The 7,866-nt window shown below is 61.7% G+C and carries 9 protein-coding genes; 2 read left to right on the top strand and 7 right to left on the bottom strand.

The window, feature by feature from the left end; genetic code table 11:
* The 7 genes from WC739_RS23430 to WC739_RS23400 form a co-directional block, all read right to left on the bottom strand.
* Positions 1–161 (bottom strand): ATP-binding cassette domain-containing protein (locus tag WC739_RS23430; protein ID WP_372955376.1); only part of this gene is annotated, 161 nt, incomplete at its 3' end.
* A 106-nt stretch (positions 162–267) separates the two neighbouring features.
* A complete protein-coding gene (locus WC739_RS23425) occupies positions 268–1,371 on the bottom strand; it encodes an ABC transporter ATP-binding protein (RefSeq protein WP_372955374.1) in 1,104 nt (367 codons plus the stop codon).
* Entirely contained in the window at positions 1,368–1,589 is a 222-nt protein-coding gene (locus WC739_RS23420; protein WP_372955373.1) for a hypothetical protein, read from the bottom strand. Before WC739_RS23420 ends, WC739_RS23425 begins: the two co-directional genes overlap by 4 nt.
* Positions 1,586–2,545 (bottom strand): carbohydrate ABC transporter permease, encoded by a 960-nt coding sequence (locus WC739_RS23415; protein ID WP_372955372.1) that lies wholly within the window; start codon positions 2,543–2,545, stop codon positions 1,586–1,588. Before WC739_RS23415 ends, WC739_RS23420 begins: the two co-directional genes overlap by 4 nt.
* 1 nt (position 2,546) lies before the next feature.
* Positions 2,547–3,452: a carbohydrate ABC transporter permease gene (locus WC739_RS23410; RefSeq protein ID WP_372955371.1), complete on the bottom strand. Its 906-nt coding sequence runs from the start codon at positions 3,450–3,452 to the stop codon at positions 2,547–2,549.
* A gap of 65 nt (positions 3,453–3,517) precedes the next feature.
* Positions 3,518–4,834, bottom strand: a complete 1,317-nt coding sequence (locus tag WC739_RS23405) for an ABC transporter substrate-binding protein (RefSeq protein WP_372955370.1) — start codon at positions 4,832–4,834, stop codon at positions 3,518–3,520.
* 376 nt (positions 4,835–5,210) lie between these two features.
* Complete coding sequence (locus WC739_RS23400) at positions 5,211–5,876, bottom strand: TetR/AcrR family transcriptional regulator (protein WP_372955375.1); 666 nt, start codon at positions 5,874–5,876, stop codon at positions 5,211–5,213.
* Between the two features lie 52 nt (positions 5,877–5,928).
* Here WC739_RS23400 and WC739_RS23395 point away from each other — a divergent pair, with 52 nt between their 5' ends.
* Together WC739_RS23395 and WC739_RS23390 are read left to right on the top strand one after the other, a co-directional pair.
* Complete coding sequence (locus WC739_RS23395; protein WP_372955369.1) at positions 5,929–7,125, top strand: Tm-1-like ATP-binding domain-containing protein; 1,197 nt, start codon at positions 5,929–5,931, stop codon at positions 7,123–7,125.
* 11 nt (positions 7,126–7,136) lie between these two features.
* On the top strand, positions 7,137–7,866 hold a 730-nt coding region (locus WC739_RS23390), incomplete at its 3' end, for a phosphoenolpyruvate hydrolase family protein (protein ID WP_372955368.1).

Below are 7,866 nucleotides of genomic sequence, written 5' to 3'. Positions count from 1 at the left end.
TTCTCCAGCCCGGCCACCAGACGCAGCGTCGTCGTCTTGCCGGCGCCGGTCTCGCCGAGCAGGACGAAGAACTCGCCATCGGCGATCTCGAGGTCGAGCCCGGTCAAGGCCGTGTGATTGCCGAAAGTCTTCGAGATGTTCTTGAGCTGGATATGAGCCATGGCTACCGTCTCAGTTTCTTGTTCGAGGGCGTCTGCCCTCCGCTATGGCTCCGGGCGTTCGGTCGTTCGAAAGGCCAAATCGTCGGCCTTTCGCCTCCTTCCGCCGTCACAGTCTCACCTCAAGCGACTTGCCGCTTGCCTTGTCGAAGAAATGCGCCTGGGTCGGATCGATCCTGGCAAAGACCTTTTCACCCGGCCCGGCGACGAAGCCGCTCTTGGTGCGGGCGCGAAACATCTTGGAGCCGACCTTGAGGTCGACGATGTCGAACGAGCCGAGGGGCTCGACGATCTGTGTCTCGACCGGCATGAACCCTTCCGCCGCCTCGCGGCGAATGAGGACGCCTTCCGGGCGGATGCCAAGGGCCAGCTGGCCGCTGGCATGTCCGTTGAGTTTCGACAACAGCGTGCGTGGAAACTCGAAGCCGGTGGCCGCGCCGCCGACGGTCACGGAGACGGAGGACGACGTCTCCGACACAGCCGCGTCGGCGACGTTCATCACCGGGCTGCCGACGAACTGGGCGACAAACAGGTTCGCCGGCTGCGAATAAACCTCGTCGGGCGTGCCGACCTGCTGCAGCACGCCTTCATGCATGATGACGATGCGGTCGGCGAGGCTCATGGCCTCGATCTGGTCGTGCGTGACATAGATCGTCGTGGAGCCCTGCTTGATGTGCAACCGCTTGATCTCGGCCCGCATCTCCTCGCGCAGCTTGGCATCGAGCGCGCCGATCGGCTCGTCCATCAGCATGGCCTTGGGCCGCCGCACCAGCGCCCGCCCGATGGCGACGCGCTGCATGTCGCCGCCCGAAAGCGCCGACGGCTTCTTGGCCAACAGATTCGTTATCTGCAGCGTTTTGGCGACCGAGCGCACTTCCTGGTCGATTTCCGCCTTGCTCTTGCGCGTGGCGCGCAGGGGAAAGGCGATGTTCTCGTAGACGCTCATATGCGGATAGAGCGAGAACGACTGGAACACCATGGCGATGTCGCGGTCAGCGGCTTTCAGGTGCTGGATCGCCTTGCCGTCGATGAGGATGTCGCCCTCGTCGATCGTCTCCAGTCCGGCGATGGCTCGCAATGTCGTCGTCTTGCCACAGCCCGACTGGCCGAGCAGAACGATGAACTCGTTGTCCTTGATCTTGAGGTTGAGGTCCTTGATGACCTGGACGGCGCCGAAGTATTTCTGGACGCCGCGAAGCTCGATCTGGGTCAATGCTGTGCTCCCGGATTTCGCACCTGGCCGGTGCCCGCCTTCTCCTCAGGCGCGATCTTCGAGGTGACGTTGAAGCCGACCAGCCCAACCAGGATGATGGTCAGGCCATAGGTATGCAACAACAGGTTCCAGGGCTGGCAGAGCGCGATGATGCCGAGCACCATCAGGATCTGCGATCCGGGCTCAAGGTATTTCTGGTTGATGGCGCGAAAACTCATTTGCGGATCGCTCCGAAGGACATGCCGCGCAACAGGTGGTTGCGGAGCAGGAAGGTGAAGATGGCGACCGGCAGCAGGAACAGGAACGTTCCCGAGGCGATCACCGTCCAGTCCGGCAGGCCGGAGCCGACCTGGCTGGGGATGAAGGGCGGCGCGGTCTGCGCGCGGCGGTTGGTCATGATCAGCGCAAACGCGTATTCGTTCCAGGCGGTGATGAAGCAGAACACGGCGGTGGCGGCGATGCCGGTGGCCGCCTCCGGCAGCACGATCTTGAAGAACGCTTCCATGCGCGTGTAGCCGTCGACGAGTGCCGCCTCCTCATACTCCTTCGGGATTTCGTCCATGAAACCCTTCATCAGCCACACCGAGAAGGACAGGTTGAAGGCGGTGTAGAGGATGATCAGGCCCAGATGCGTGTCGTTAAGCCCGATTGCCCGGTACATCAGGAACATCGGAATGGCGACCACCACCGCCGGCAACATGCGCGTCGACAGAATGAAGAAGAGCAGGTCCGCCTCTCCTTTCACCTTGAAGCGCGAGAAGCCATAGGCGGTGAATGTCCCCATGCCGACCGCCAGCACCGTCGAGGTAATGGCGATGATAAGCGAGTTCAGGAAGCGGCTCGGATATCCCGACCATTGCACCTGGCCCTTGCCGTCGCGCACGATCTTTTCGCCGCCGTCGAAGACGACCCGCTCCCACCACGGGGCCGCGGCATATTCTTCGGCCGATGGCGGGCTGCGCAACTGTGAGCGCTTGGTGAAAAGCTTGACGAAAGGCGAGATGGTCGGCTCGAACATCACGGTCGGCGGGATGGTCGTGGCCAGGTTGCGTGGCTTGAAGGAGGTCGCCACGATCCAGTAGATCGGCGCCAGGAAGATGATCGTCACAATAAGGACGGCGACAATGGCAACCTTGTTGAGCGCCCGTTCACCCGAAGTCTGGACGGCCGCCATCTCAGCGCTCCTTAACTTTGTTGAGGTATTTCACATAGATGTTGGTGATCGCCAGCACCATGATCAGCACGATGTAGGCAAGCGCGCAGGAGCGGCCGGTCTGCCATTCCTGGAATGCCATCTTGTAGAGCCGGATGGAAATCACCTCGGTGCTCGGCTGCGTCGACAGCACATAGGCAAGGTCGAAAGTCTTGAAGGCTTCCATGGTGCGGAAGATGACCGCGATCATCAGGATCGGCGCGACCAGCGGCAGCGTGATACGGAAGAAGGTGTAGAACGGCCCGGCGCGGTCGATCGCGGCAGCTTCATAAAGATGCTTCGGCACCGCCGAGAGCCCGGCAAGCGACAACAGCATGACGAAGGGCGACCACATCCAGATGTCGGTGAACGCGACCGCGTAGAGCGCCATCTTCGGATCGCCGAGCCATTGGAATTTGCCGAGGTCGAGCACCCAGTTGATGACGCCCCATGACGGATCATAGAGCAGTTTCCAGAACAGGCCGACCACCGCCATCGAAAGCATCATCGGCAAGAGCAGCAAGGTCGTGATCAGGCCCTTGAGCGGAATCGTGCGATTGAGCAGCATCGCCGTTCCGAAGCCGACGACGACCTGGCCGAGGACCGAGACGATGACGTATTTGGCGGTCACCGCGAAATTGTTCCAGATGTAAGGGTCGTTGAGGAGCTCGCGATAGTTCTTAAGTCCGACGAAGTTGGCCGGCGCATTGGTCGAGGCGCGAAAATCGGTGAAGGAATAACCGAGCGAATAGATCAGCGGAAAGATGTTGAAGACGATCAGGAACACGATCGTCGGGATGATGAAGAGGTTGCGGATTGAAATGTCGCTGAGGCCTCGAGAGGCAGCTCTGGAGGAGGTATTCAGCGGTGTGATCATTGTAGTCGCCAAGACCCGCTCCCATTCCTGAAAAAGAAAACGGAGGAGGCCTGTGCCTCCTCCGCACTACATGTCGATTATTGAACGCGGCCGTACTTCTTGAACGTGGCGTCCCAGTCCTTCGCCAGCGCATCCAGCATATCCTTGGCCGTACCGTCGCCGTTGACGATGTACGGATAGACGCGCTGGTTGAGCTGCTGCAGCAGTTCCGCGTATTCCGGCACCGCCCAGAAGTCCTTCACCTTGAACATCGTGTCGTAGAAGGCCTTGTTGTAGGGCGTGGCGTTCTGGAACTCGGCCGATTCCAGCACGGACTTGTTGCAGGTGTAGCCGCCGAGCGCCGCCCACTTCTTCTGCGTCTCGTCCTTGATGAACCACTGCAGGAATTTCATCGCCTCTTCCTTGTTGTTGGAATAGGAGACGACGGAAATGCCCTGGCCGCCGAGCGCGGCGAACTGCTCACCACCAGGACCTGCCGGGTTGGCGAAGAAGCCGGTGTTCTTGGCATTCGGGTTGGAAGCCTCGTTGATCAACGAGGGGAAGAAGGCGAAGTAGTTCATGCTCATCGCCGCCAGATTCTCGGTTATCGCCTGGTTGTTCTCGACGAAGAAGGCGTTGGTCCAGCCCGGAGGTGTGAAGCCGAACAGCTTGCGGTAGTTTTCCGCCGCGGCCACCGCCTTGTCCGAGTTGATGATGCCGTCGACCTTGTAAGTGCTGAAGTCGCCGAGTTCACCGCCATACGAGAACAGCGCGTTCTCGAAGCCCATCGCCAGGCCGTCATACTGGTTCTGGGTGTAGATGGCGATGCCGTAGCGGTTCTGGTCGGGCCTGTTGAAGAACTCCGCGATATCGGTCATTTCCTTGAAGGTCTTCGGAACGGCCAGTTCGTAGCCATACTTGGCCTTGAACGCCTCCATCTCCTTCGGGTCCTCGAACCAGTCCTTGCGGTAGGCCCAGCCCACAGCGTCGCCCTCGGCGGGGATCGACCAGTATTTGCCGCTGTTTCCGGGATATTCCGAGTAGAACTTCACCGTGGCCGGAGCCATCTTGTCGAGAACCTTGTTCTCTTTGACGAAGTCGGTGAGGTCGACATAGTGACCGCCCTCGGAGGCGGCGCCAAGCCACTGCGAGTCGCCGACGACCAGATCATAGGCGCTGCCCTTGGCGTTGAACTCGGTGAAGGCCTTGGTCTGGAAGTCGGCCCACGGCGTGGTTTCCACCGTGATCTTGACGCCGGTTTCCTTCTCGTACTCGTTGCCGAGTTCCTGCAGATAGTTTGCGGGATCCCATTCCGCCCAGAAGATGGTGAGTGATTTTTCCTGCGCGTAAACGGACGTTCCGCAGGCAAGCGTCAGGCCGATACCAGCAAGTACGCTGGTCACTAACTTGCGCATAATGATTTCCTCCCTTGTGCGCTTTCTACCTTATCGTGCGAGCCGGCAACGGGACCGGCCCTGGTAGTTCCTCCCGTGATCGCACCTTTCCGGTTTCGAGCCTCCTCGCCCTGCCGGAAAATGGATCGCAGCTCTCACTTTCGATCCGCTTTTCTGTCTAATCTGGTATTACCAATTTTGCACTGGCGTCAAGCTATTTCTTAGGCGCCTCGCATGACCATTCTTGCGCGATCATCCCATTATCTGTCTGTTTTCCCGCGATTTTCCTACTCAGTGATACAAGGCGGTATTGTCGAGTGCCCTGCGCTCCGCATAAAGTTGACGTCCAGCATGCAAATCTGGTCGAACCAGATGTGGCCAATTTCCAGACCTCGCCTCATGAACGCTGCCCCGGTTCCTCAGCCGATTCCGCGATCGCGGCACGCACCAGCGCCCCGGCCGCCCATTGCGCCACCGACATCGTGCCGGCGCTGTCCAGCCCCCAGATATCCTTGAGCACGATCAGGACTTCGACGCCGAAGATCAGGGACAGCGCCTGTGCCAGCCGCTTGAATTCAGGTGGCGGCAATCGGCCCTTGAGCGGCGCGATCGCCTCCTGCAGCAAGTCGATGCGATGCCCGCGCGTGAAGGCCGGTTCTCCGCCCAGCGTGCCGGCCTGGCGCCTCGCCCACTGATCAAGCGACAGCTTCAGCGCAGCCTTGAACGTTGCCTCGAAGGCGTCGATGCGCGGCATGGCCGTATCGAACAGATCGGCGACCCTTCGCTCGGCGTCGGCCGAGTTCGACCGCCATGTCAGGATTGGTCCCAGGCCCTCATCGACGACCGCCTTCACCAAGGCCGCCTGGCTGGGGAAATAACGATAGGCGGTCGCGCGGGAAACTTCCGCGGCCTCCGCGACCTCGCTGACCGACGGCGTAACCCCCGCCTGCATCAGTCGTATCGCCGTCTCCAGCATCAGCCGTCTGGTGCGCGCACGAGGTCCGCGTTCGGCTCCTCCGGCGGCATCGTCGCCCGTTGCGGCTTGTTGACGTGAGACATCCATATCAATACGATACGCGCGTCTCAAAAATTTGCAATGACCTTGGAAGGCGCCAATGAAGCGCATCTATGTAGTGGGCACCGCCGACACCAAGGGCGAGGAACTCGCCTTCCTGGCCGATGCGATCGCCGCCACGGGCGCCGCCGTTTCCCGCGTCGATGTCGGAACGCGGGCTGCGACCGTCCCGGTCGACATCACCGCGACGGAAATTGCCGGCCATCACCCTGACGGCGGCAAGGCCGTGCTCGACGGCGATGACCGCGGCGCCGCCGTCGCCGCGATGGGCGTCGCCTTCGCCCGCTTCGTCCAATCGCGAGACGACATTGCCGCCATCATCGGCATTGGCGGCGGCGGCGGCACCTCGATCATCACATCGGGCATGCGCGCACTGCCGCTCGGCCTGCCCAAGATCATGGTTTCCACCCTCGCCTCCGGCGACACCGCCCCTTACGTCGACGTCTCCGACATCATCATGATGCCTTCCGTGACCGATATGGCCGGCTTGAACCGGCTGTCCTGCGTCGTGCTGCACAATGCCGCCCAGGCGATATCGGGCATGGCGGCAACCCCGGCGCCGCCGCCCGACGGCAAACGGTCGATCGGCCTCACCATGTTCGGCGTCACCACGCCTTGCGTGACGGCAATCGCCGACGAGCTTCGCTCCGCCTATGACTGCATGGTCTTTCACGCCACCGGGACCGGCGGTCGCAGCATGGAAAAGCTGGCCGACAGCGGCCTGTTGTCCGGCGTCATAGACATCACGACCACGGAAGTCTGCGACTTCCTGTTCGGCGGCGTCTTGCCGGCGACCGACGATCGTTTCGGCGCCATTGCCCGCACCCGCCTGCCCTATGTCGGCTCGGTAGGCGCGCTCGACATGATCAACTTCTGGGCGCCCTCGACCATTCCGGAACACTATCGCGGCCGGTTGTTCTACGAGCACAATCCAAACGTCACGCTGATGCGCACCACGGCGGCCGAAAGCCGCACGATCGGCGAATGGATAGGCTCCAGGCTCGCCCGCTGCGAAGGATCCGTGCATTTTCTGATCCCGGAAAAAGGCGTCTCGGCGCTCGACATCGAAGGGGGCGTATTTCATGACCCGGAGGCCGATGCCGTGCTGTTCGAGGCCATCGAGCGCACCATCCAGCCGAATGCCACGCGCCGCGTGACCCGCCTTCCACTGCACATCAACGATCCCGAATTCGCCAGGGCGGCCGTTGCTGCCTTTCTCGACATCGCCAGACAGTGAGATCCGCCGACATGCCCGCCATACCGCGCAAGGACATTTTGAAGAGATTCCGGGGGATGATCGAAAAAGGCGTGCCTATCGTCGGAGGCGGCGCCGGCACCGGCCTGTCGGCCAAGGCCGAGGAGGCCGGCGGCATCGACCTGATCATCATCTACAATTCAGGCCGCTACCGCATGGCCGGGCGCGGCTCGGCCGCCGGCCTGCTCGCCTATGGCAATGCCAACGAGATCGTCAAGGAAATGGCCTACGAGGTGCTGCCCGTGGTCAGGCACACGCCGGTGCTGGCCGGCGTCAACGGCACCGACCCGTTTGTCATCATGCCGCTGCTCCTGGCCGAGCTGAAGACGATGGGTTTTTCCGGCGTGCAGAACTTTCCCACCATCGGCCTGTTCGACGGCGCCATGCGCCGCAGCTTCGAGGAGACAGGCATGGGGTTTGGGCTTGAGGTCGACATGATCGGCGAGGCGCACAAGCTCGACCTGTTGACCACGCCCTATGTCTTCAATCCGGACGAGGCGCGCGCCATGACCAAGGCCGGTGCCGATATCGTCGTCGCCCATATGGGCGTGACGACCGGCGGTTCGATCGGCGCCACCTCGGCCAAGTCGCTCGACGACTGCGTTGTCGAGATCGACGCCATCGCCAATGCCGCGCGCTCGGTGCGCAAGGACGTCATCCTGCTTTGCCATGGCGGCCCGATCTCGATGCCTGACGACGCCCGTTACATTCTCGACCGCTGCA

The organism is Mesorhizobium sp. (genome assembly GCF_041661565.1).
GTDB lineage: Bacteria > Pseudomonadota > Alphaproteobacteria > Rhizobiales > Rhizobiaceae > Mesorhizobium.
The sequence above is the reverse complement of the archived record's forward strand: the minus strand, read 5'-3'. Positions and strand labels throughout refer to the sequence as shown.